Source organism: Streptomyces sp. NPDC088794 (genome assembly GCF_044750545.1).
Lineage (GTDB): Bacteria > Actinomycetota > Actinomycetes > Streptomycetales > Streptomycetaceae > Streptomyces.
Map to the genome: position 1 here is coordinate 254,418 of NZ_JBIVKB010000012.1, position 23,148 is coordinate 277,565.

19 protein-coding genes are annotated in these 23,148 nt (G+C 70.5%); 7 read left to right on the forward strand and 12 right to left on the reverse strand.

Annotated features, from left to right (window positions below):
• Nucleotides 1-87: 87 nt before the first annotated feature.
• Complete coding sequence (locus ACIP6U_RS30905) at nucleotides 88-2,454, forward strand: glycosyl hydrolase family 95 catalytic domain-containing protein (RefSeq protein ID WP_401724534.1); 2,367 nt, start codon at nucleotides 88-90, stop codon at nucleotides 2,452-2,454.
• 3 nt (nucleotides 2,455-2,457) lie between these two features.
• Here ACIP6U_RS30905 and ACIP6U_RS30910 read toward each other — a convergent pair whose 3' ends face one another.
• From ACIP6U_RS30910 to ACIP6U_RS30920, 3 genes are read right to left on the reverse strand one after another with little or no spacing between them, the layout of a single operon-like run.
• Nucleotides 2,458-4,524: an iron ABC transporter permease gene (locus ACIP6U_RS30910; RefSeq protein ID WP_401724536.1), complete on the reverse strand. Its 2,067-nt coding sequence runs from the start codon at nucleotides 4,522-4,524 to the stop codon at nucleotides 2,458-2,460.
• Nucleotides 4,525-4,528: 4 nt separating this feature from the next.
• The gene (locus ACIP6U_RS30915; protein WP_401724538.1) at nucleotides 4,529-5,503 is read right to left on the reverse strand and encodes an ABC transporter substrate-binding protein; all 975 of its coding nucleotides are present in this window, start codon (nucleotides 5,501-5,503) and stop codon (nucleotides 4,529-4,531) included.
• On the reverse strand, nucleotides 5,500-6,372 hold the full coding sequence (locus ACIP6U_RS30920; RefSeq protein WP_401724541.1) for an ABC transporter ATP-binding protein: 873 nt from the start codon (nucleotides 6,370-6,372) through the stop codon (nucleotides 5,500-5,502). The genes ACIP6U_RS30915 and ACIP6U_RS30920 overlap by 4 nt, the downstream gene beginning before the upstream one ends.
• A gap of 111 nt (nucleotides 6,373-6,483) precedes the next feature.
• On the opposite strand from ACIP6U_RS30920, the gene ACIP6U_RS30925 reads away from it, so the two are divergent.
• Nucleotides 6,484-7,302: a siderophore-interacting protein gene (locus ACIP6U_RS30925; protein ID WP_401724544.1), complete on the forward strand. Its 819-nt coding sequence runs from the start codon at nucleotides 6,484-6,486 to the stop codon at nucleotides 7,300-7,302.
• A 216-nt stretch (nucleotides 7,303-7,518) separates the two neighbouring features.
• On the opposite strand, the gene ACIP6U_RS30930 is transcribed toward ACIP6U_RS30925, so the two are convergent.
• The 5 genes from ACIP6U_RS30930 to ACIP6U_RS30950 all read right to left on the reverse strand — a co-directional run bounded on the left by ACIP6U_RS30930 (nucleotide 7,519) and on the right by ACIP6U_RS30950 (nucleotide 12,651).
• Nucleotides 7,519-7,881: an STAS domain-containing protein gene (locus ACIP6U_RS30930; protein WP_401724547.1), complete on the reverse strand. Its 363-nt coding sequence runs from the start codon at nucleotides 7,879-7,881 to the stop codon at nucleotides 7,519-7,521.
• 263 nt (nucleotides 7,882-8,144) lie between these two features.
• Complete coding sequence (locus tag ACIP6U_RS30935; protein WP_401724550.1) at nucleotides 8,145-8,495, reverse strand: STAS domain-containing protein; 351 nt, start codon at nucleotides 8,493-8,495, stop codon at nucleotides 8,145-8,147.
• On the reverse strand, nucleotides 8,492-9,586 hold the full coding sequence (locus tag ACIP6U_RS30940) for a B12-binding domain-containing protein (protein WP_401724553.1): 1,095 nt from the start codon (nucleotides 9,584-9,586) through the stop codon (nucleotides 8,492-8,494). The genes ACIP6U_RS30935 and ACIP6U_RS30940 overlap by 4 nt, the downstream gene beginning before the upstream one ends.
• Entirely contained in the window at nucleotides 9,583-11,247 is a 1,665-nt protein-coding gene (locus ACIP6U_RS30945; protein WP_401724555.1) for a SpoIIE family protein phosphatase, read from the reverse strand. The genes ACIP6U_RS30940 and ACIP6U_RS30945 overlap by 4 nt, the downstream gene beginning before the upstream one ends.
• A 222-nt stretch (nucleotides 11,248-11,469) precedes the next feature.
• Nucleotides 11,470-12,651, reverse strand: coding sequence for a PP2C family protein-serine/threonine phosphatase (locus ACIP6U_RS30950; RefSeq protein WP_401724558.1), 1,182 nt, complete (start codon nucleotides 12,649-12,651; stop codon nucleotides 11,470-11,472).
• 97 nt (nucleotides 12,652-12,748) lie between these two features.
• On the opposite strand from ACIP6U_RS30950, the gene ACIP6U_RS30955 reads away from it, so the two are divergent.
• Entirely contained in the window at nucleotides 12,749-13,237 is a 489-nt protein-coding gene (locus tag ACIP6U_RS30955; protein WP_401724560.1) for a MarR family winged helix-turn-helix transcriptional regulator, read from the forward strand.
• Nucleotides 13,238-13,440: 203 nt separating this feature from the next.
• Here ACIP6U_RS30955 and ACIP6U_RS30960 read toward each other — a convergent pair whose 3' ends face one another.
• Both ACIP6U_RS30960 and ACIP6U_RS30965 read right to left on the reverse strand, forming a co-directional pair.
• Entirely contained in the window at nucleotides 13,441-13,878 is a 438-nt protein-coding gene (locus ACIP6U_RS30960; RefSeq protein ID WP_401724562.1) for an OsmC family protein, read from the reverse strand.
• Between the two features lie 106 nt (nucleotides 13,879-13,984).
• The gene (locus ACIP6U_RS30965) at nucleotides 13,985-15,289 is read right to left on the reverse strand and encodes an FAD-binding oxidoreductase (protein ID WP_401724821.1); all 1,305 of its coding nucleotides are present in this window, start codon (nucleotides 15,287-15,289) and stop codon (nucleotides 13,985-13,987) included.
• Between the two features lie 267 nt (nucleotides 15,290-15,556).
• Between ACIP6U_RS30965 and ACIP6U_RS30970 the strand changes: the two genes are divergently transcribed.
• Entirely contained in the window at nucleotides 15,557-15,988 is a 432-nt protein-coding gene (locus ACIP6U_RS30970) for a universal stress protein (RefSeq protein WP_401724564.1), read from the forward strand.
• Between the two features lie 79 nt (nucleotides 15,989-16,067).
• Nucleotides 16,068-17,000 carry an aminoglycoside phosphotransferase family protein gene (locus ACIP6U_RS30975; protein ID WP_401724566.1) on the forward strand — a complete coding sequence of 311 codons (933 nt, stop codon included), beginning with the start codon at nucleotides 16,068-16,070 and terminating at the stop codon, nucleotides 16,998-17,000.
• An 87-nt stretch (nucleotides 17,001-17,087) separates the two neighbouring features.
• Here the strand turns inward: ACIP6U_RS30975 and ACIP6U_RS30980 are convergent, their stop codons facing one another.
• Nucleotides 17,088-18,875, reverse strand: a complete 1,788-nt coding sequence (locus ACIP6U_RS30980; protein WP_401724569.1) for an FAD-binding dehydrogenase — start codon at nucleotides 18,873-18,875, stop codon at nucleotides 17,088-17,090.
• Nucleotides 18,876-19,082: 207 nt separating this feature from the next.
• Nucleotides 19,083-19,550, reverse strand: coding sequence for a hypothetical protein (locus ACIP6U_RS30985; protein ID WP_401724571.1), 468 nt, complete (start codon nucleotides 19,548-19,550; stop codon nucleotides 19,083-19,085).
• A 290-nt stretch (nucleotides 19,551-19,840) separates the two neighbouring features.
• Here ACIP6U_RS30985 and ACIP6U_RS30990 point away from each other — a divergent pair, with 290 nt between their 5' ends.
• Nucleotides 19,841-21,136 carry an MFS transporter gene (locus ACIP6U_RS30990; RefSeq protein WP_401724573.1) on the forward strand — a complete coding sequence of 432 codons (1,296 nt, stop codon included), beginning with the start codon at nucleotides 19,841-19,843 and terminating at the stop codon, nucleotides 21,134-21,136.
• A gap of 85 nt (nucleotides 21,137-21,221) precedes the next feature.
• Nucleotides 21,222-23,126, forward strand: a complete 1,905-nt coding sequence (gene nhaA / locus ACIP6U_RS30995; protein WP_401724576.1) for a Na+/H+ antiporter NhaA — start codon at nucleotides 21,222-21,224, stop codon at nucleotides 23,124-23,126.
• Nucleotides 23,127-23,148: the final 22 nt, after the last annotated feature.

Sequence of the window (23,148 nt, forward strand, 5' to 3'; positions counted from 1 at the left end):
TCGCTCCGCATTGACACGCTTCACCCCCATCTCTATGTTGCCTGACGGGATAGCTCCGATGAATCACCCGAGCCGCCTGGAGGCACCATGCCGAACCCCTCCGAGCCCGCCCCGTCCAGACGTACCGTCCTCGTCACCGGATCCGCCCTCGGCGGCACCCTGCTCACCACGGGCCTGACGACCACGCAGGCGAGCCCGACCGATCGCGCCGAGGCCGCTGCCGGACACCCCGCCGAGCACCTGACCGGGCAGCACGCCGACCCCTGGCGCACGGTTCTGGACGACGCCGATCCGGTCTGGCAGCGCATGCCGACGACCTGGTACGAAGGCCCCTTCCTCGGCAACGGCTTCCTCGGCTCCGGCATCTACGCCGAGCCCGGTGCCACCACGACCGCCGTGCGCTTCAACGTCCAGCACTCCGAAGTACAGGACCATCGCCCCGAGTTCGGCTCGCTGTTCGGCCTGGCCCGCTTGCCCATCGGATACTTCACGCTGGAGCCGGTGGGCGCGATCACCGGTCTCGACTGGCGACTGTCGCTGCACGACGCCGAGTTGACCGGCACACTCACCACCGAGAAGGGCAGCCTGGCCCTGCGCGCCCTGGTTCACAACGACCGCTCGGTCCTCGCCGTGGAGGTGACGCCGAGCGCGGGCGAGCGCGACTTCCGCTGGGTGTTCCACCCGGCCGACGCGATCAGTCCGCGTGCCGCCTTCAAGCCGCTGCCGGACGGCTACCAGGGCAACCCGCCCGCCGAGGTCGCCGACCACGACGGAGTGACCGCCGCCGTGCAACCGCTCCTCTCGGGCGGGCAGCACGTGACCGCGTGGCGGGAGCAGACCAAGGGCCGGACACGGACGCTGTACGCGCATGTCGCGCACTCGTACCCACGCAGCACCGCCCTGAACAGGGCCCTCAAGACCGTCCGCACCACGGCCCGACTCCCCTACTCCGCCCTGGCTTCGGACCACCGAGCCTGGTGGCACGCCTACTACCGCAAGAGCTTCCTGTCCCTCCCCGACGCCCGGCTCCAGCGCTTCTACTGGATCCAGCTCTACAAGACCGCCTCCGCCGCCCGCCGCGACGCACCGGTGATGGCGACGAGCGGCCCCTGGCTGGAGCCCACCCCGTGGCCCAACACCTGGTGGAACCTCAACGCCCAGTTGGAGTACTGGCTCATCCACGGCTCCAACCACCTCGAACTCGACGCGATCACACGGGCGTTGAGCGAGTTCCGGGACAACCTCGCCAAGGAGGTGGCCCAGCCCTACCGGGGCGACTCGCTCGGCATCCCGCGCACCACCGACCCGCACCTGGTCAACGGCGCCGCCGGCACCCTCACCGGCTACGGCGTGGGCATCCCCGGCCAGGACCCACCCACCCCCGAAGTCGGCGACCTGACCTGGGCGTTGCACAACGTCTGGCTCAGCTACCGCCACACGATGGACAAGTCGATCCTCCGGGACGTCCTCTTCCCGCTCCTGCGCAAGGCGATCAACTACTACCTGCACTTCCTCGAACCCGGCCCGGACGGCAAGCTGCACCTGCCCGCCACGTTCTCCCCTGAGTACGGCGGCAACTCCCGCGACTGCAACTACGACCTGATGCTCCTGACCTGGGGCTGCCACACCCTGCTCGAATCCGCCGAACTCCTCGGCATTCAGGACCCGTTGGTCCCTCGATGGCGCGAAGTACTGGCGAAGCGCGCGCCCTATCCGACGGACGCGAACGGCTTCATGATCGGCGCGGACATCCCCTTCGCGAAGTCGCACCGCCACTACTCGCATCTCCTCGCGGTCTACCCGCTGTACGAGGTGACCGGCCGCACCCCCGACGAACACGCCCTGATCGAGCGGTCGTTGGCACACTGGGTCGGCTTCGAGGGTGCCCTCCAGGGCTACACCTTCACGGGCGCCGCCTCGATGTCGGCACTCCTCGGCAAGGGTGAGGACGCGCTGAACTACCTCGGTGAGCTGATGACCCGCTTCATCCAGCCCAACACCATGTACAAGGAGTCGGGGCCGGTCATCGAAACGCCCCTCTCGGCGGCGCAGTCCCTGCACGACATGGTGTGCCAGTCGTGGGGCGGGGTCATCCGGGTCTTCCCCGCTCTGCCCGCCGCCTGGGCGGACCTGGCCGTGCACGACTTCCGTACCCAGGGCGCCTTTCTGCTCAGCGCCCGCCGCCAGAGCGGTACCACTCGCTGGGTCCGACTGGTCAGCGAGGCGGGCGCCGCCTGCGTCGTACGGCACGGACTGACGGGGCCGATCGACGTACGGGACGGGCACGGCCGTACCCTCCGCCACTCCGACGCGGGCGACGGCACGATCCACATCGCCCTGCGCAAGGGCGAGTCGGCGCTGATCACCGTCAGGGGCGACCGGCCCGACCTGACCCTCACCCCCGTACGACCGAACGAGGACGCACCCCGTTGGGGGTTGCCTCTCGCGACCTAGTGCCTAGTGCCGGGTGCGGACCAGCAGGTACAGGAAGTACGGCGTACCGATGACCGCCGTCATCAGACCCGCGCCCAGCTGCGCCGGCGCGATCACCGTGCGGCCCAGGAGATCCGCCGTGCCGACGAGGGCCGCACCCAGGAGCACCGCCACCGGTACCACCCGTGCGTGGCGGCGGCCGACGAGGGTGCGGGCCGCGTGCGGGGCGACCAGGCCGACGAAGGCGATCATGCCGGCGGCGGCTACCGCGGTGGCGCTCAACAGGACGCTGACGACCAGGAATCCGAGCCGTGCCGGGGCGAGGCACAGGCCGAGCAGGGCCGGCGTGTCGTCGTCGAGGGACACGAGGTCGAGCTCGGTGCGTCGCGCCACGGCGACCGCGAGGCCCAGCACGAGGGCGCCGGCGACGGGGAGGGTGTCGGGCAGGGTGCGGCCGTAGGTGGAACCGGAGAGCCAGGTGAGTGCCTTCGTGGCGTTGAAAGGGTCCGTCAGGACGATGAGCAGGCTGATGAGGGCGGTCGTGGCGGCGGACACGCCGATGCCCACCAGGACCAGTCGGTTGTGCCCGAATCCGCCGCGCGCCGTGAGTCCGAACACGAGGACGGCGGTCAGGGCCGCGCCCGCGAAGGCCGCACCGGCAACGCCCCAGGAACCGGCCGCCGATGCCGTGGTGACGAGCAGGACCGCGCCGAGGGCGGCACCGCCCAGGACGCCGAGCGTGCCGGGTTCGGCGAGCGGGTTGCGGGTGACGGCCTGGACCAGGGTGCCGGACAGGGCCAGGGCGGCGCCCGCGAGGAGGGCGGCGAGGACACGCGGGACGCGGGTGTCGAGGACGAAGGAGACGGACTGCGCGGCCCTGCCCTGGGCCCAGTTGGCCACATCGCCCAGCAGTAACTTCGTGTCGCCCAGCAGGACTCCGGCGACGGTCACCGCGAGCAGAACGGCGACGAGTGCCGCCACCGTCGTCAGGAACACGGCCCTGGTGGGGATGCGCAGCCGTTCCGGCCCGGTCGCGGTGGTGGTGTCCCGTACCCGCAGGGCCATCGCGATCAGGAACACCGCGCCGAGGATGCTGGTGACGACTCCGGTGGGTACGGCGACCGCGGACTCGGCCGAGACGAGGGCGCGCAGCAGCACGTCCGCGCCCAGCACCAGTGCGGCACCGGCCAGTGCGGCCACCGGCAGGCTCGCCCGGGTGCGGACGAAGGGACGGACGTACCGGGCGAGCGGTCGGATCAGGGCGGGTGCGCACAGGCCGACGAAGCCGATGGGTCCGGCGAGCGTGACGGCCGCCGCGGAGAGCAGTGCGGCGAGCACCACGACCGTGATCCTGGTGGCCCGGACCGGGACACCGAGGCCGCGCGCGGCTTCGTCGCCGAGGGCCAGGGCGTCCACGCGGCGGGCCACGAGCAGCAGTCCGACGAGGCCGGCCAGGACGACGGGCGCCATCTGCACCACGCCGTCGAAGCCGTTCTGGCCGATGCTGCCCTGGTTCCACTGGTAGAGGCCCTGGGTGCGCTCGGGGAACAGGAGGAGCAGTCCCTCGGTGACCGCCGAGAGGCCGAGCGTCAGGGCGCTGCCGGCCAGGACGAGGCGGACGGTGCCCGTGCCGAGGCCGGACAGGGACAGGACGACGGTCGCCGCACCGAGCCCGCCCAGAAACGCCACGCCCGAGGAGGCGAGCAACGGCAGCGAGGCGCCGGTGACGCTGAGCAGACCGAGGGCCAGGTAGGAACCGGCGTTCACGGCAAGGGTGTCGGGCGCGGCGAGCACATTGCGGGTGACGGACTGGAGCGCCGCGCCCGCGATGCCGAGTGCGGCACCGACCAGCAGCCCGGCAGCCATCCGGGGCAGCCGTGAGGAGATCACGACGGACGCGTCGGCGGAGTCGGCGTGGCCGGTGAGCGCCTTCCACACTTCGGTGGGGCCGACGGCCGCGGTGCCCTGGGTGATGTCGACGACCGCGAGGGCCGCCACGAGGAGGACGAGCGCGGCCGTCACCGCGGTCGCGCCCGTCCTGGAGCTGACGGCGGGCGCGCCGGTGGTGGGAGCTGGTGCGGTGACGGTCATGGCGCTACTTCGTGAGGGCGGCGACGACGGCGTCGACGTACGCCTCCATCGACTGCGGGCCGCCGAACATCCAGATGCCGTCGGGCAGTCGGTGCACATTGCCCTTCTTCACGAACGGCAGGGACTTCCAGACGGCGTTCTTCGCAAGGTCGTTGGAGAAGGGGTCGCTGGCCTTCTCGGCCTTGCTGCCGATGTACGCGAACTCGACGTCCCCGAGGCTCGTCAGGCCCTCGACATCGGTGGCGGCGAGACCGTAGGCGGCGTCCCCCTTCAGCGTCCAGGCGTTCTTGAGGCCTATCGCCTCGTTCACGGCACCCAGGAGCGAACCGCTCGTGTAGGGGCGGACGGACACCTGGTTGGAGGCGACCCAACCGTCCGCGAACGCGATCTTCCGGCCGCCGAGGCCGGCATCTGCGAGCGCCTTCTTCCCCTCGGCGACCTTGGTGTCGAAGGCCTTCTTCGCCGCGTCGGCCTTGTCCGTGGTGCCGGTCGCCTCGGCGATGAGGTCGAGGTTCTCCTCCATCTGCCCGATCTGGTCGGCGGACTTGGCGGAGCGCACCTCCAACACCGGGGCGATCTTGCGCAGTTGCTTGACGGCTGCGGCCGACAGGTCGGTGGTGGCGACGATGAGGTCCGGCGAGAGCGCGGCGATGGTGTCCATGCTGGGCTGGCCGCGGGTGCCGATGTCCTTGGGCGTGTTCTTCAGCGGGGCCGCGGTGTCCCACGTCGTGTAGCCCTTGACGTCGGCGACACCGACGGGGTCGACGCCGAGCGTGACGAGGCTCTCCACGACGTTCCACTCGGTGCCGACGACCTTCTCGGCTGGCCCGTCGAGCGTGACCTTCGCGCCGCTCGCGTCGGTGAGGGTGATGCTCTTCGCGCTCTTCTCGGCGCTGGTGGCGGCGGGTTCGGTCGTCCCGCACCCGGCCAGGACGACAGCGGCGGACACGGCGGCGAGAGCTGTGAGAGAACGTCTCATGAGGTGGTGCTGAGCCTTTCGGTACGTGCGTGATGGCGGCCGATCGCGCGGGTGCGCAGCCGGCCCGTCAGGGGGTCGGTGTCGACCTCGATGCGGATGCCGTACGTCTCGGTGAGGCGCTCGGCGGTCAGTACGTCCTCGGGCGCTCCGTCGGTGACGATCCGTCCCGCGTGCAGCAGGGCGATCCGGTCGGCGACGGCCGCCGCCTGGTCCAGGTCGTGCAGCACGACGCCGACGGTGATGCCGTGGTCGTCCGCCAAGTCCCTTACGAGGTCGAGCAGTTCGACCTGGTAGCGGAGGTCGAGGTAGGTCGTGGGTTCGTCGAGGAGGAGGACTCCGGTGTCCTGCGCGAGGCAGCTGGCGAGCCAGACGCGCTGGAGCTGACCGCCCGAGAGGTGTTCGGCGCCCCGGTCGGCGAGGTTCTCGACGTCGGTCAGGACGAGCGCCCGTCGCACGGCCGCCGCTCCGTCCGGGTCCGCCCTGCCCCAGCGCCCCCGGTAGGGATAGCGGCCGAACTCCACGATGTCCCGCACGGTCAGACCGCTCGGGGCGGTGCGGCTCTGGGTCAGCAGCGCGACCCGTCGGGAGAACTCACGGGCGGTCAGGGCGAGTCCGTCGGCGGTGTCGCCGCCCTCGGTGCCCAGTCCGAGGGTGCCGGTGCGGGCGCGCTGCAGCCGGGCCAGGGTGCGCAACAGTGTCGACTTGCCACTGCCGTTGGGGCCGACGAGTGCGGTCACATGTCCGGGGCGGAGCGTGATCGCCGCCTCGTGCACGACATCTGTTCCGTCGTACGCCACGGTCACGTCCCGCGCGACCAGCTCGTGTCCGCGCAGCCGGGAGGGCCCGCTCGTCTCTTCACCAGAACTCACGAGCGAAGGTTAGCCTAACCTAACCAATGCGAGTACCCGTGGGGCGCCGGAGAGGATGCCAGGTCAGCAGAGGTGGACTCGACACAGGAAGGTTAGGCTAACCTTCCTGACATGGCGAAGATCCGTAGACTGGTCCCGCAGCAGCCCGGGATGTTCCGTGCCGAAGTCGCGCGCACCGAGCGTGTCACCCCCTCCGTCCACCGCGTGACGGTCACGGGGGCGGAACTCTCCGAGTTCCCCTGGCAGGGCTACGACCACTGGTTCCGTCTCTTCTTCCAACTCCCCCACCAACAGCGGCTGCATCTGCCGGAGTTCACCGGTTCGCGCTGGTGGCCGCCCTACCTGGCCATGCCCGATGAGCTGCGGCCGCACTGCGCCAACTACACCGTGGCGGACTTCCGTCCCGAAGCGGCGGAGATGGACATCGACTTCGTCGTGCACCACGGTCCCACCGGCCAACTCGCGGGCCGGGCCGCGATCTGGGCCTGCCGTGCCCGTCCCGGCGACGCGCTCGCCGTGCTCGACCAAGGGCTCCTGTTCGACTGCCCGCCGGACGCCTCCGAGGTCCTGGTCGTCGCCGACGAGACCGGGCTGCCCGCCACCACCGGCATCGTGCGGTCCCTGCCGCGCGAGACGGTGGGCCGGATCATCCAGGAAGTGCCCACCGCGGACGACTGCCGTGACCTCGACGCCCCGGCCGGAGTCACCGTCACCTGGGTCGTCCGCGAGGACCCCACCGCCGTACCCGGCAGCGCGGCCCTCGGCGAACTCCTGCGGCACTCCCCCGCCGACGACGCCGGATACGCCTTCGTCGTCGGCGAGTCCACGCTGGCCACCGAGGGCCGCCGGCACCTGCGGAGGGCGGGCCTGCCGAAGGAGCGCATCACCTTCTCCGGGTTCTGGCGGCACGAGGAGCACCAGGCGGCTTGACGATCGCGGGGGGGGCGACGGCCCCATCACCGCCGAGGTCATCCACCTTCGGCCATAGCGAACTGGTCGACTACCTGCGCGGCCGAGGGCTGTGGCCTCGTCGTCCAGGCCCAGTTCGCCCAGGTGCGCCAGCGCATGCTCCGGGGTGATCATGGGGTAGTTGGTGCTGAACAGCACCTTCCTGCGCCTCCGATCCATCCGTGCCGCCCGACATCCTCAGTCGGAGAGGGCATCGGCGAGGGAGGCACGAATCGTGAGAACGGTCTCGACTCCGACAAGCTGCAGAACCCGCAGGACCGGCTGAGACGGGGCCGCGATCCGGAGCCACGTGCCGGGCCGGTCCCGCAGTGACCGCGCTGCGGTCAGCAGGACGTTGATGCCGGTGGAGTCCATGAAGGAGACGCCGGAGAGGTCGAGCGCGATACGTCCGGTGCGATTCACGCAGTCCTGGAGGGCCGCGCGCAGCGCCCCGCAACTGTCGCTGTCGATCTCTCCGACCGGAGTCACGACGCTGACGCCGTCGTGGTCGGCCGTACGGACTCTGAGGTGTTGCGGCGAGCCGCCGCTGTCTGGGAGCACGATGTCTTCTCTCTGAACGGAGTCTGTTGCCTGCCGTCTCCGGCCGAGGGAATCTCGTCCACGCGCACCGCGTGCAGGCTTGTACGCGACCTCCCCGGACCATGGGGACGGTCGTGCGGCAGCCGCTGGGTCCTAACGGCACATGCCGGAAGTCCGGGCAGCCTCCTCCGAGGCCGTGGACCAGGTGGCTTTCAGCTCGGGCAATCGACTCTCCAGGACTGCGCGGAGCTTGAACACACCACGCTTTCCGCTCGTGGAGCCGGTTACTCGGCCTGCTGAGACGTGTGCGGCTGCATGAAGAGCTGCTGGATTCCGGTCACGTGGAGCAGGCGTTGAAGGAACGGCGGCGTGTTGTCCAGGTGCAGCCGCACAGCACGTGCGTCGGTTCTGCGGCGGATCATCAGGAGGGAAGAGAGGCCGATGGAGTCGCAGAAGTCGAGCTCCGCGCAGTCGAGGCGCAGGTCGTACAGGTCGGGGTGGTCGGCGAGGCACTGGTCGGCATGCTGGACCAGTCCGTCACCGGTGTCGTAGTCCAGGCCCCCGGCCAGGTGGAGACTAACGGTGCCGCGGCCGGCCTCAAGGGTGACGGTGAGCGAGGAAGGCATCGGCGTCATACGGGGACTCCGGGGGGTGTGTCGGTGGTGACGTGTCCGCGGAACAGGGCGGAGCGGGCCTGGTCAAGGAGTGACACGGACCGTGGGAAGTCCTTGAGTTCGGTGGCCAGGATGTCGAGGGCGGGGTTGAGGGACCGGGCGGGCACACGGCGTGCGGTGAGAATGCCCGCGGTCCAGGTGATGAACGAGGTGAAGAGGTCGCTGTCGTCGGTGTATAGGGCCACGGTGAGGAACTCGACGATGTGGGCGATGTCTTCGGCGGTGCGCTCGCGTTGGTTCCGGGTGTAGTCGGCCATGGCCGGGAAACGGTCTTCGAGCTGGGAGACGACCGTTTTGACCAGCTGCGGCTGGGTGCGGGCGACGAGCGTGTATTCCTGGTCGGCGAGGTGCGGCAGGTCGTCGATCTGCTGTCGCCCGGTGGCGAGGTTGGGGGCGGGAATGCCCTCGGCCAGCTGCCGGGCGGCGGCGCGTGCGTCCGGGGCCCAGGCGTTGGCGCCGAGGAGACGGGCGTAGCGGCCATCGGGCCCGAAGGCGGCGCCGCCGACGAGTACGGGTATCCCGATGGCCTGACAAGCGGTGATCGCCGCATGAGCCGCCGGCAACCGGGTCGGGATGGAGGAGGACAGGGCCACGGCGTCCGCGCCGGTGTTGTGAAGGTGGGCGATGAGGTGCGGGGTCGGGACCTGGGCACCGAGGAAGTCGACCTGCCAGCCGCGAAGGGTGAGGACTTCGGCAAGAAGGCGGGCCGGCAGGGAGTGCCATTCCTGTTCCACGCAGGCCACGGTGATCCGGCCGAGGGTGGGCTGGGTGCGACGGGCCGGATGGTGGGCGAGGGCGGCGACCACGCGCTCGGTGATGGCGCTGGCCGCGTGCTCCTGCGCGACGCTCAGCCGGTTGGCCGCCCACTCGGCTCCCACCCTCACCTGGAGCGGGGCGAGGAGGTCCAGGAGGACCGCTTCGGCGTCCATACCGCTGTCGAGGGCGGCGAAGACGATGTCGGCGGCCCGGTATTCGTCGCGGCTGGTCACGGCTGCCCAGAGCCGGTCCTGCGTGTCTCCGGCTTCGGCCTCGCCTTCGGTGACGGTGTTCATGCGGTGTACCTGCCACGGGTGTGTCCGTCGACGGCGCTGAGGTGATTGGTTCGGGGTGCGCTGATGGCGATCAGGGCCATGTCGTCGTGGGGGCCGTTGCGCAGCCACTGTGAAGCGAGCATCTGGATTCGGTCGACGACGGCTTCGGCGGGCATGTCGGCGCAGTCCGACAGGGCTTGTCGCAGGCGTTCGTCGCCGAACAGCTCCTCGCCCAGGGGTCCGCCGCGGGCTTCGGTGAATCCGTCGGTGTAGAGCAGGCAGGTGTCGCCCGGCCGCAGAACGGTCTCGACGGAGCGGGCCTCGATCGCCGGAAGCACGCCGATGAGGGAACCATGGGTGGCGATCTCCTCGACGGTGCCGTCCCGGCGTACCACCAGCGGGCTGGGGTGACCGGCCGAGGTGAGACGCAGTCGCACATGGTTGTCGGCTCGCTGGACCGAGGCCAGCACCATGGTCGCGAAACGTGTGTGGTGGGAGGACAGCAGCGCGCCGTTGAGGAGCCGCAGCATCCGTTCGTGGTCGTCGGCCATCGGCAGCAGCGCCTGGAGGGTGTTACGGATCTTGCCGGTGAGGACCGCGGCTTCCAGCCCCTTGCCGCACACGTCTCCGAGGATCACCAGCGACGCGTCCGCCGGGGTGCTTCCGGGGTGGACGTCATAGAAGTCGCCGCCCACGCGCTCCGCCGCGCCCGCGGGCCGGTAGCCGCCGGCGATCTCCACACCGTCCAGTCGTCGGAGGGTGGGTGGCAGCAGATCCCGCATCAGGGTCTGCGTTATGGCGCTCTGTTCGCTGTAAAGGCGGGCGGCTGACAGGGCGGCCCCGGCCCGTGCGGCGAAGAGCCGGGTGAAGATCTCCTCGTTCTCGTTGAACTGCGGCCGGTCTGTCGCGCGCAGGAGGATGAGGGCTCCGGCCGGGACGCCGTGACCGGGCAGCGGGGTGACGACGACCGACCCGATCGATGCCTCGCAGCTGTCCGGCAGCGCCCAGACGGGCAGTGCCGTGGGGTCGATCCAGCGGGAGGGAACAGGCGGGAAGCCCTGCAGCGCCTCGCCCAGTCCCGGGAGATCGGCCGGATCGGCGACGACGAGGGCGCGGTCGGCCTCCTGGCCCGATACGGCGCGGGCGAGGGGCAGTTTGCCGCCGGTCGCGGGGGCGACGACGATCGCGACGTCCGCGAGGTACTCGGCGGCGAGCTGCGCGGTCGCGGCCATGCATCTGCCGGTGTTCAACGAGGCCAGCAGGACATTGGACGCCTCCGCGAGAAATCTGGTGCGTTCACGCTCGGTGGCGAGGGCCTCTTCGGCGAGTCGGCGCTCTGTGTCGTCGACCAGCCACCACACCACGCTTCCGTCCGCGTTCAGAGTGGGATGCGCCTCGAAGGTGTACGCCGCGATCCGCCCCGACACCGTCTCCGAACGAGTCGTGCCCCCGTCTGCCGACGACGCGTGGACAGCGTCCGCGACCGCTGCCTGGTGGGCCCGGGCCAACCAGTCCGGAACCACGTCCCGCATGCTCGTGCCCGGTACCGCGTCTCCCAGGAGGTGACCTGCCGCGTCGTTCAGCTCGATGACGGTACCTGTCCCATCAGCCACGATGACGGGACAGGGAGCCGAGCCCCACAGCCGTGACCGGGTGACGGAATTGCCCTTGGTAGAGGCCATAAAATGGGCCCGCCCTGGGCGAACCGCACCACCCTCCTGGATCGACGACAATCACTTGCCGTGCGGCAAGCAAATTAGTTGCCGTGCGGCAATCATTGTCCAGCGGGCAGCTCAATAGCAACCCGCCGCGGACATCGGGTGCCCTGAAGGGTGGGCTCCACACGTCGTCAACACCAAAGAGGCGAAACCTTCACACGAGGGCCCTCGGGGAAAGCGCTGGTTCTAACCGGCCGCGGCCGAGCGCCCGTACCAGTCCAGGCACATCACCAGGGAATCGTCCGCCGCCGGACCGGCACCCCGGTGCCCCAGCAGTTCTTGCAGCATCACCCTGGGCACCTGGGACGCGGGCAGCAGACGCGTGCTGGTGATCGACTTCGCCAGGGCGCGCAGGCTGTACTTCTCCCCACCCGGGGACAACGCGTCGTAGACCCCGTCGCTGATGAACAAAAGGCGGTCTCCGGGCTCGACGACGATGCGCTGAGAGACGTAGGCGGTGTCCTCGAACATCCCCAACGGCATCTGCGCCTCCAGGTCGATCGTCTCGACCACGCCCGCCCGCAGTCGCCACATCTGCGGAGAGCCCGCGTCGATGATCTCCACCTCCCCCGTCGGGAGATGGAAGCGGAGCAACAGCGTCGACAGATACCGGCTCCCCTGGTGCTGCCCGTAGACAGCCTGGTCGGCGAGGTACGCCTGGTCGCTCAGGTCGAGGCCGGCGCGACGTGCGTTGCGCAGGGCGTTGACGGCGAGGTTGGTCAGCAGGGCGGCCTCGATCCCCTCGCCCATGCCGTTGCTGACGGTCAGGAACAGGTCGTCGGCGGAGGCCGACCAGTCGAAGCTGTCGCCGAAGATGGCATACGCCGGCTCCAGCTGGGCCCCGAGGCTGTACTCCGGCCGGGCGCAGGAGCGCCCCGGCAGCAGCTGCCACTGCATCTCGGCGGCGAGCGTCAGCCGCTCCGCACGCCGCGCCTGGAGGAACACATCCGTGTCGCGCTCGGCGACGACCACCTCGTGCGCCAGGGCGTCCGCATACTGCCGGAGCTCCTCCAGCACCTCCGCCGCAGGCTCGTCCGGGCCCGGCAGAGAGACGCTCAGCACCCCGAGCCGGTCCCCCCTGACGCTGACCGGAACATGCACGGTCACCTCCGCCCCGGAGACATCGCGCACGCAGTGCGGCTCCTGGGCACCAAAGGCACGACCAGGTGCGCTCTCGTACACTGACAACGGCCGCAGAGTATGCGGCAGCACCCCGACGGGCTGAAGACGGGTCATCGCGTAGTCCGCCATCAGCAACTCCACGGCCCCGGCCCGGAACCGGCGCTCGATCAGCGAGCGGAGCACGTCGAAAATCTCATGGGGAGCGGCCTCCCGCAGAGCACGTTCAACCGCACTGGGTCTCTCCACCGGTACCGGTCCCTCTTTCCTTCACATATCTTCGTCTGTGCGACTGCTCACAACGACCAGCCGGAACGGGCACGATCCACCCACTCGGGAGTGTCACATGCGCGAGGCCGACGCCTCCCACGACCAGCACATCTCCCCCGCCCTGCCCGAAATCGGACCGGTCCTGGAGCACCTCGAAATAGCCTGGGAACGCAGCCGCGCCACACTCAGCACCGCGCCCCTCTCCTCCATCCAGACCCGCGTGATGTACGTCATCGACCGCGAACCCGGCATCAATCTGAGCACGCTGGGCCGACGGCTGTGTGCCGCCCCGCCATCCGTCACCCGCCTGTGCGACCGCCTCCAGGCCGCCGGATTCCTCCGCCGTGTCCCCCGCCCCGAGGACCGACGCGAGATGCGGTTGGAACTCACCGAGACCGGCATCGCCCATCTGCACGACATCAGGCACCGTCGGGAAGAGGCCCTCCGTCAGGCGATGGCCCACATGAGCCCTGCCGAACAGCACGCTCTCGCCACCGGACTGAGCGCGCTACGCGACGCGGTCGACGCACCCGCCCCGATCCACGAGCAAGAGCGGACGGCCTGACCCGGACGCGGACGAGTCTCGGAGAGCAGCGTCTGCGGCTTTCGCCACGAGACACCGGCCGACCGGACACAGAGCGGGAATTGGCCTTCACCGGCCTGCACCGGTACGGCGGCGGTGGAGGCCGTCGACGACGACATCCCCGAGAGCGAGCACGACTTCTTCGAAGAAGGACGGCCACCTGAGTCAGGCCGCCTCTGGCACCGTCACACGTCCTCGACCGTCGACGTGACCGGCGTACCGATCTCGACCGTGCGGCTGACCGTGCAGAGCCGGTCGTGGGAGGTCTTCACCGCGCGGGGCAGGATCGCGCGGGCGCGGTCGGCGCCCTCGCCGTCCGGGAAGGCGACGGAGAACGCGACCGCGAGATCGGTCAGTCGGTTGCCGAGTTCGTCGCTGACCTTGTCGCCGCTGACCGTGACGGTGAACGTCGTGGGCTCCGCGTGCCGGCTGGTGGCGACGTCGACGTCCACCGCGGTGCAGCCGCCGAGCGCGGCGAGAAGCAGTTCGACGGGGGTGAACGCGGTGTCGTCGGCATCGGAGCCGGTGCCGAAGGCGAGCGTGCCACCGCGGGCGTTGGTCGCGACGAAGCGTCCGGGGGCGGTCCGCTCGACGGTGACAGTGCGCAGAGAGTTGTCGGTCATGCCTACGACATTAATGCGGCCCGGCGCAGAGACCTCGGACGTCCCCCTCGGCGGAGTCGGTGCCTGCGTCTGATACGAGGCACTGCGTCGAGTCCCCGTACTTCGACTACCCCAGCACCTTGCCCGGGTTGAACAGCCCCCGAGGGTCGAGGGCGTCCTTGACCGCACGGTTCAGCGCCATCACCTCGGGACCCACCTCGGCGCGCAGTCCCTCGCGCTTGAGCAGGCCCACGCCGTGTTCGCCGGTGACCGTGCCGCCGAGGGCGAGGGCGTCGGCGATGATGTCGTGGAACGCGGCCTGGGCCCGGGCCCGCGCGGGCTCGTCGTCGGGCGGGGTGACCAGCAGCGGGTGGAGGTTGCCGTCGCCCGCGTGCGCGATGTTCGCGATGAGCGTCTCGTGGCGCTCGGCGATGGCGTGGATGCGGCCGAGCATCTCCGGCACGGCGGACTTCGGCACGCAGATGTCCTCGGTGAGGACCGGGCCGAGCCGTTCCAGCGCCGGATAGGCCAGGCGCCGCGCCTCGAAGAGGGCGTCCGCCTCCTGCGGGTCGGTGGACCGGACCGCCCAGGTTGCGCCGGCGCCCTCGAAGCACCGCCGGATGGTCTCGGCCTCCTCCTCGCCCGCCTTCCCCGGCGCGTCGGTCCGCCCCAGCACGACCACGTCCGCCTCCGTCGACAGGCCCATGTGCTTCCAGGCGTCAACGGCTTCGAGGCAGTACCGGTCGATCAGTTCGAGCGCCGACGGCACCACCCCGGCGGCGGCCACGGCGGCGACGGCATGCCCCGCGTCCACGACGGAGGAGAAGTAGCCGGCCACCGTGTGTTCGGGGGCGCGGCTGGGACGCAGGCGCACCGTCACCTCGGTGATGACGCCGAGCGTTCCCTCGGATCCGACGAGCAGACCGGTCAGGTCGTAGCCGGCCACGCCCTTGGCCGTACGACGTCCCACCCGGACGAGTTCGCCGGTCCCGGTGACGAACTGGAGCCCCAGGACGTAGTCGCGGGTGACTCCGTACTTCACGCAGCACAGCCCGCCCGCGTTGGTGGCGACGTTGCCGCCGATCGTGGACCAGGGGGCGCTGGCCGGGTCCGGCGGGTACCACAGGTCCTGCTCGGCGCAGGCGGCGCGGAGGTCGTCGTTGACGACGCCGGGTTCCACGACCGCGAGCCGCTCCAGCGGGTCGATCTGCTTGATGGCCGACATGGCCTCGGTGGACAGGACCACCGCCCCGTCCACGGCGTTCGCCCCGCCCGACAGCCCGGTCCCGGCACCGCGGGTCACCACCGAAGCCCCGTGATCGAGACAGGCACGCACGACCCGCTGCACCTCTTCGGCGGTCCGCGGCCGCACCACCGCCGCCGGTTTCCCGTACGGCGCCCACTCGGCCTCGTCGTGCGCGTACCCCGCCATCACGCCGGGGTCGGTGACGACACGTCCCTCGGGGAGGTCGCTGTGCAGACGTCGGATCAGTTCGCGGTGCGGGGCCTCATCGTGCATGACAGCACCGTAGACCTCGACGGACCTCGGCTCCGATCCGGTGATCGCCGGACAGAACGATCACGTGGTGGATTTCGGGAAGGCTTGCGCCACCCCGAATGTTGTTGTGCATGACACCGGTTTTCGGCGTCCCTGATCACAGCGAAGGCTCCGGCCTTCTTAGAAGGGGAACAAACAGTCATGTTCAAGCGCATTCTGGTCGCCGTCGATCCCAGCCCCGCCCGGCAGTCCGCCCTCCGGCTGGCGGGTGAGCTGGCCCAGGCGGCGGACGCCGAGGTCCGTGTCCTGCACGTCGTCGCCTCCGCCGCCAACCTCGCCGCGGTGGTTCCGCTCGAGGACGACTCCGAGGCGAAGGCCATCCTCGACGAGGCCGTGGCCACCCTGCGGGACAAGGGGATCAAGGCCGAGCCCGCTCTGGCCAGGGGTCTGACCACCCAGGTCGCCGCCGCCATCTCCGAGGCGGCCGACGAGTTCGGCGCCGACCTCATCGTCCTGACCCCGCACCACCGGGGATCCATCGAAGCGCTCTTCGACCCGCGGGTCAGCGACGCCGTCGCCCACTCCAGCCACGCCGCGATCCTGTTGGCGCCGGAGGAAGCGGCGCAGGCCTGATCCCTCCTTCCGTCTCCTGGCCGGGCGTCACCGCCCGGTCCGGGAGACGCGCGCCGGCGGTCGCGCGTAGGGTTCCCGAATGATCGAGGTACCGGAGACATTCGCGCGGAGCACGGTCGAGCGGGAGGGCGAGACAGGGGCCGTCTGGCTCACCGAACTGCCCGGAATCGTCGACGAGTTGCTGCGGGTCTGGGGCTGCACGCAGGACGGCGAGGTCATGCACGGCGGTGTCGGCGTCATCGTCCCGGTGCGACGCCCGGACCGCTCGCCGGCCGTGCTGAAGGTGTCGTTCCCCCACCCCGGCAACGTCCATGAGCCGGACGCCTTCGAGGCCTGGCACGGGCGCGGAGCCGTCCTCCTGTACGCGCGGGACGACGAACGGTTCGCCATGCTGCTGGAGCGGGTGCACACGTCGACGCTCGCGGAAGTCGAGGACGGCGACGAGGTGGTGTCGGTCGCCGGGCGGATCAATCGACGCCTGGCCGTACCCGCGCCGCCCGACCTGCCCCGACTGCGGGAGCAGACCGACGTCTGGGAACAGCAACTGCGTACGGACGCCGAGGAGTTCGGCGATGCCCTGTCGCGCCGAACGGTCGACGCGGCCGTGGCGACCGTCCGTGAGGTGGGTCGCGAGCAGCCCGACCTCCTCGTCCACGGCGACCTGCACGGCAGGAACATCCTGCGCGCCGAGCGTGAACCCTGGCTGGCCGTGGACCCCAAGGGCTGTGTGGGAGATCCGGCCTACGACAGTGGCGCCCTGCTCAAGTCCCGCGGGCTCGGCATTCTGGAGGCGGACGACCAGGGCAAGGCCGTCCACCGCATTCTGGACGTCTTCGCCGAGGCCGCGGAGGTCGACCGCGAACGCGTCCGGCGGTGGGCCCAGTTCCACGCCGTCCAGGCCGCGTTCTGGGCCCGCCGCCACGGATTCCGGGTGGCCCGTGGCGGCCCGCTGCTGGACCTGATCACCGCATTCGCGGACAACCTGGCGGAGTTGCTCGTCGAGCGCGCCTAGCCACGAAGACCACGTGGGCCACGTGGGCGCGCCCGACGAGCAGTCCGCCGGAGACAGGCTGTCCGCCGGTGACGAGCAGTCCGCCGGTCAGGTCGCGGTCGCCGCCGCTGCGGCCCGTCCGGCCGCTCGGCCGGAGAAGAGGCAGCCACCGAGGAAGGTGCCCTCCAGCGAGCGGTAGCCGTGGACACCGCCGCCGCCGAAGCCCGCGACCTCACCGGCCGCGTACAGACCGGGAATCGGGCTGCCCGCGGCGTTCAGGACACGGCCCGAGAGGTCGGTCTGGAGACCGCCGAGGGTCTTGCGGGTGAGGACGCTGAGGCGTACGGCGATCAGCGGTCCGGCGCTGGAGTCGAGGATGCGGTGGATGGCCGCCGTGCGGCTGAGGGAGTCTCCCGTGTAGTTCAGGGCGTTTCGGATGCCCATGACCTGGGCGTCCTTGGAGTACGAGTTGGTGATCTCCCGGTCGCGGGCCTCGGTCTGGCGCTTGAGGTCGTCGAGGACGATCAGGTTGTCGCCGGTGAGCTTGTTCATGCCGGTGACGAGATCGGTGAGTGTGGTGGCGACGACGAAGTCCGCGCCCTTGTTCTTGAACTTCTCGATCGGCTCCGGGGTCTGCCAGATCCGGGACAGCAACTGCCAGATGTTCTTGTTGGTGAGGTCCGGGTTCTGCTCGGAACCGGAGAGCGCGAACTCCTTGGCGATGATCTTCTGCGTGGTCACGAACCAGGAGTAGTCGTAGCCGGAGGCGGTGATCGATCTCAGGGTGTGCAGGGTGTCGTAGCCCGGGATGTCGGGCGAGTCGAACCGCTTGCCGGTGGCGTCGAACCACATCGAGGACGGGCCGGGGAGGATGCGGATGCCGTGGTTCGGCCAGATCGGGTCGTAGTTCCTGAGGCCTTCGGTGTAGTGCCACATGCGGTCCGGGTTGACGATCCGGCCGCCTGCCTTCTGGGTGATGCCGAGCATGCGGCCGTCCACGTGCGCGGGCACGCCGGTGACCATGAACTTCGGCGGAGTGCCCATCCGGGCGGGCCAGTTCTGCCGGACCAGGTCGTGGTTGGCGCCGATGCCGCCGGAGGTGACGACGACGACCGGGGCGCGCAGTTCGAAGTCGCCGACGACCGTGCGGGAGCTGGAGGTGCCGCGAGCCGCGGTGGAGGGCTCCAGGAGCGCGCCGCGGACGCCGGTGACGACCCCGCCGGTGGTGACCAACTCGTCCACGCGGTGGCGGAACTTGAAGGTGACCTTGCCCGCGTCGACGCCGGCCCGCACCTTCTTCTCGAACGGCTCGACCACGGCCGGGCCGGTGCCCCAGGTGACGTGGAAGCGGGGCACGGAGTTGCCGTGTCCGGTCGCGAGGCCGCCGCCGCGCTCCGCCCAGCCGACGATGGGGAACCACTGCACGCCGAGTCCGGACAGCCAGGACCGCTTCTCGCCAGACGCGAACTCCACATACGCCTTGGCCCACTTGGCGGCCCAGTAGTCCTGTCCGTTCGGGTCGTCGACACCGCGGTCGAAGCCGGCCGCACCTTGCCAGTCCTGCCAGGCCAGGTCGTAGGTGTCCGTGACGCCCATCAGGCGCTGTTCGTCGGAGTTGACGAAAAAGAGGCCGCCGAAGGACCAGAAGGCCTGGCCGCCGATGCTCGCCTCGGGCTCCTGGTCCAGCAGCAGCACCTTGCGGCCCGCGGCGACGAGTTCGGAGGTCGCGACGAGTCCGGCGAGTCCGTGACCGACGACGATGGCGTCGGCGTCCTGCGACTCGGCGCCGAAGGCGGGGACGGCGTTGGCCGCGAGGGCGGCGCCGGCGATGACGCCGCCCGTCACGGTCAGGGCATGCCGACGAGTGATCGCCGCAGGGGCTGACGAGTTCTCCATGGACGGCCTTCCAGAGGACGTGCGGGGGGTGGGAGATGCACGGGAGCCTGCTGCGGCAGCCAGGTGTTACCGACGGTAGCCCAGGAGTTCTCGACGTCGCCAGAGTCGTGCGTCATGAACATGCAGGAGGTGGCCGACGAGTTGTGACGGCCGCGGGTATGCCTCAAGTAGGCGACGGGTCACGCCAGTTGCCCTCGCCGACCCCTCTCACGCCACGGCGTCGTACGCGACCCGCAGCCGAACACTTGCCTCGGCCCGCGACCTCGGGGCACGCTCCGCGAACACGACCAGTCGCAGCACGAGATAGCGGCCGATCCCGACGAGCGCGGTGGCCGACAGGTACACCGCCTGTTGCAGCACCAGCCCACCGCCGGGGTGGAAGGCATCCAGCGCGCCGACCGCGGCGGACGTGACCAGCCAACCGGCGATCATGGTGGCGGCACTCTTCAGGTGGCCGGCCAGACCGGGCCGTCCGTGGCCGAACGAGACGCGGGCGTGCAACTCGGTGGCGACCACGGTGGAGACGACGGTGGTCAGCGCGTTCGCCACCATCCACGGGATCCACTGCGCGAGCGGGACCAGGGCCGCCGAGGCCGCCAGCGTGACCCCGCAGCCCAGCCCGGCGAAACGCCCGAAGGCCGCCGCGTGCCGACGGATCAGTCGCAGGCTGTTCATGGTGGTCCCCTCCCCGGCCGCCACCCCCCGCGGGGTCGCTGTCATGCGGCAGAGATTGACCGACCACGGATTCAGCGCGGTTTCAGCGCGTTCTCAGGGATGTCGGCGCGCTGAAACCGGAGCGGCGGGACGAAGCCGAAGGTCCATCGCCGCCCGCCCGCGGACGTTGACGGGAATAGACAGAGCTGTCTACCTTGTTGGCCACCAACACAGACAGATCTGTCTACTCACTGCCGCGCAGACAGCCCAGGACTCCGATGATCCCCGTCCTCGTCCTCGAAGGGCCTCCGATGAACCCGCTCGAACCATCCGACCGCACCATGACGTCGAGCCGCCCCATACCGCCCCGGGCGGCCTTCTTCGTCCTCGCCTCCGTCGTGATCTCCCTTCTCGCCGCCTCCAGCGCACCCACCCCGCTCTACGCCGCCTACCAGGCCGAATGGGGCTTCACGCCCATCACCACCACGGTCGTGTTCGGCATCTACGCGATCGCCGTCCTGTCGAGCCTGCTGGTCTTCGGAAAGCTCTCCGACCACGTCGGACGCCGTCCCGTCCTGATCGCCGCGATCGCGGCACAGGCCGTGGCGATGGTGGTGTTCTCCACCGCCGGCGGCGTCGACGAGCTCCTCCTCGCCCGCATCGTCCAGGGCCTGTCGACCGGCGCCGCGCTCGGTGCGGTCGGGGCCGCGATGATGGACATCGACCGGCCGCGCGGCACGCTGGCGAACGCCTTCGTCCCCGGCCTGGGCACCGCCACCGGCGCCCTGGTCAGCGGTTTCGTCGTGCAGTACCTGCCCGCCCCGACCCACGCGATCTACCTCGGCCTGCTCGTCGTGTTCGTGCTCCAGGCGATCGCCGTCTCGCTCATCGACGAGACCGTCGCCCGCGAACGCGGAGCCCTGGCCAGCCTGGTGCCCGAGATCAAGCTCCCGCGCACGGTTCGCGGCGCCGTCCTGGCCGCCGCTCCCGTCATCTTCGCCGTCTGGGCACTCGCCGGGTTCTACGGCTCGCTCGGCCCCGCCCTGATCCGCACCCTGGTCGGCTCCGACTCCGCCGTCTACGGCGGACTCGGCCTCTTCGTCCTCGCGATCGTCGCGGCCATGTCCGTCCTCGCCCTGCGCAAGGCGCAGACCACCACGGTGATGTACACCGGCATCGGCGCGCTCGTCGCCGGAGTGGCGCTCACGCTGCTGGCCATCCACCTGAGCTCGTCCGCCCTGTTCTTCGTCGGCACGGCCGTGGCCGGCCTCGGCTTCGGCAGCGGCTTCCAGGGCGGTATCCGCACGGTCCTCCCGCTGACCCGGCCCCACGAGAGCTCCGGCGTCCTGTCCCTGCTGTTCGTCACCTCCTACCTCGGCATGGGCATCCCGTCCGTCGTCGCGGGCATTCTCGTGGTCCACGGCGGAGGCCTGATCCAGACGTCGGAGGAGTACGGCGCGCTGGTCATCGTCCTCGCGCTGCTGGCCCTCGTGGCCCTGCTGCTGCGCGGCAGGCCGCAGCCCGTCCGCGGGCTGACCGTGGCCTCCGGACCGGCGGTCGCCGGGCGTCGGCCGGTCGAGGCGGAGACCGCGGAACGCGTGTCCTGATCCGTTGCTCACTACACTGACGCACACACGACGAGTGATCGGGATGCGCGTGCAAGACGAAGCGCCAGGGACGACCGCGTCGTCCATGAACGGCTCCGCGAACGGCTCCACCACCGACTCCATGTCCGGGCAGACCGAGTGCCCCAAGGGAGCGCACGGTCCGCTGCGTGCCTTCCTGGAGACCGAGACCGGCAGCGCCGCGGTCCTGCTGGGTGCGGTGGTCTCCGCGCTCGTCTGGGCCAACGCCGCCCCGGACTCGTACGAATCCGTATGGCGGACCGTGATGTCGTTCCATATCGGTTCGCAAGGCGTGTCCCTGGATCTGCGCGAGTGGGTCAACAGCGGGTTGATGGCGCTGTTCTTCCTCATCGTCGGGCTGGAGGCCCGCCGCGAGTTCGACCTGGGTGAGCTGCGGGAACGCCGACGCGTCATGCTCTCGGCGGTCGCGGGCGTCAGCGGCATGCTCGTACCCGTCGCGATCTATCTCGCCATCAACGCCGGCGACTCCTCGGTGCACGGCTGGGGCGCGGCCATGTCGACCGACACGGCCTTCGCCCTCGGCATGCTGGCCGTCTTCGGCTCGCGGCTGCCGAGCGGGCTGCGGGTCTTCCTGCTCACCGTGGCGGTCGCCGACGACTTCCTGGCCCTGGCCGTCATCGCCTTCGCCTACAGCGGCTCGATCTACCTGCCCGCACTGTTCACCGCGGTCGGTGTCTTCGCCGCCCTGCTCGTGGTGCGCGGTGCCGGTGTACGCCACGGCGCGGTCTACGCGGTGCTGGGCATCGCGCTGTGGGGCGCGCTGCTGCGGTCGGGGGTGGACCCCGTGGTCAGCGGTCTGGCCATGGGCCTGCTCACGTACGCCCATCCCGCCGAGCGGAGTGCGCTGGAGCGGGTCAGCCGGCTCTTCCTGGGCTTCCGGGAACAGCCGACGCCCGAGCTGGAACGCACCCTGCGCCGCGGCCTGGCCACCGCGCTGTCGCCCAACGAGCGGCTCCAGCGGATGTTCCACCCCTGGACGAGCTACGTCATCGTGCCGCTGTTCGCCCTGGCCAACTCCGGCCTCACGATCAGCGCCGACGCGCTCAAGGACGCGTTCACCTCGCCCATCACGCTGGGCATCCTGCTCGGCTACGTCGTGGGCAAGCCGGTGGGCATCCTCGGCGCCACCTGGATCGCCGCCCGCCTCGGCCGGGGCCGGCTGCGCCCGGCCGTCGGCTGGGGCGCGGTCACCGCGGGCGGAACCCTCGCCGGGGTCGGCTTCACGGTGTCGCTGCTGATCGCCACGCTCGCGTTCGACGGACCGCAGCTCGAACAGGCGAAGATCGGCATTCTGGCGGCCGTGGTCGCCTCCTTCCTGATCACCTGGGCGGTGACCGGAATCATCGCGCTGCTTCCCACACCGGCCCGCACCCGCGCCCTGCTCGGCCAGGGCCAGCCCATCGTCGATCTCAGCGAACCCGTCGACACCGCACGGGACCATGTGCGCGGCCCCCTGGACGCCCCGGTGACCGTGGTCGAGTACGGGGACTACGAATGCCCGTACTGCGGCCTGGCGGAAACGGTGGTCCGCGAACTGCTCGCCGAGTTCGGGGACGACCTGCGCTACGTCTGGCGACACCTGCCCCTCACGGACGTCCACCCCAACGCCCAACTCGCCGCCGAGGCGGCCGAGGCGTCGGCCCTGCAAGGCCGCTACTGGGAGATGCACGACATCCTCATGGCCCATCAGGGAGACCTGCGGCTGAAGGATCTGCTGGCCTACGCCGAGCAGATCGGCCTCGACACCGACGCCTTCCGCCGGGATCTGCGGGCCCGCGCGGGCGCGGAACGGGTGGCCGACGACGTCGAGTCCGCGGATCTCAGCAGCGTCTCGGGCACACCGACGTTCTTCGTCAACGGCCGACGGCACTACGGCGCGTACGACGTCGCCTCCCTGTCCGCGGCCGTACGGGCGGCGCGGGCCCGGGCGGCGCTGGCGACGATTGAGTAGACCTGTCTGGTCACGAGTTAGA